At 62.2% G+C, this 542-nt stretch carries 1 protein-coding gene; it reads right to left on the bottom strand.

All coding sequences use genetic code 11. The features are described 5' to 3' along the window. The coding region (locus AWB68_RS46055) for an alpha/beta fold hydrolase (protein ID WP_125483346.1) at positions 1-542 on the bottom strand (542 nt) is incomplete at both ends.

The raw sequence follows: 542 nt of genomic DNA, 5'->3' as shown, positions 1-542 counted from the left end.
TAGCTGCGCTTGTTCTTCGAAGCCGGATTGATCACGCCCGCGATATGGCCGCTCGCGCCGAGCACGAACTGCGTGTCGCCGCCGACGAGTTGCGTCGATTGAAAAGCGCCCTTCCACGGCACGATGTGATCTTCCTGCGTGCCGAAGATATAGCTCGGCATGTCGATCTTGCCGAGGTCGACCGGCGTGCCGCACATCGAGAGCCGCCCCGCCTTGCAGAGATTGTTCTCCAGATACATGTTGCGCAGATACCAGGCGTACATCGGCCCGGGCAGGTTGGTGCCGTCGGCGTTCCAGTAGAGCAGGTCGAACGCCTGCGGCGAGCCGCCCTTCAGGTAGTTGTTCACGACATACGGCCAGATCAGGTCGTTGGCGCGCAACGTCTGGAACACGAAGCCGAGTTCACCGCCTGAATAGATGCCGCCCTTTCCGATGGACTGCTCGCGCTGCGACACGCCCTGCTCGTCGATGAAGACGCCAAGATCGCCCGGGTCGCTGAAATCGAGCATCGTCGTGAGGAGCGTGAGGCTCGCGACCGAGTC

The sequence above is a fragment of the Caballeronia choica genome, from assembly GCF_001544535.1.
In the GTDB taxonomy this organism is placed as follows: Bacteria; Pseudomonadota; Gammaproteobacteria; order Burkholderiales; family Burkholderiaceae; genus Caballeronia; species Caballeronia choica.
Note: the sequence above shows the minus strand (reverse complement) of the source record. Positions and strands in the feature narration are given on the sequence as shown.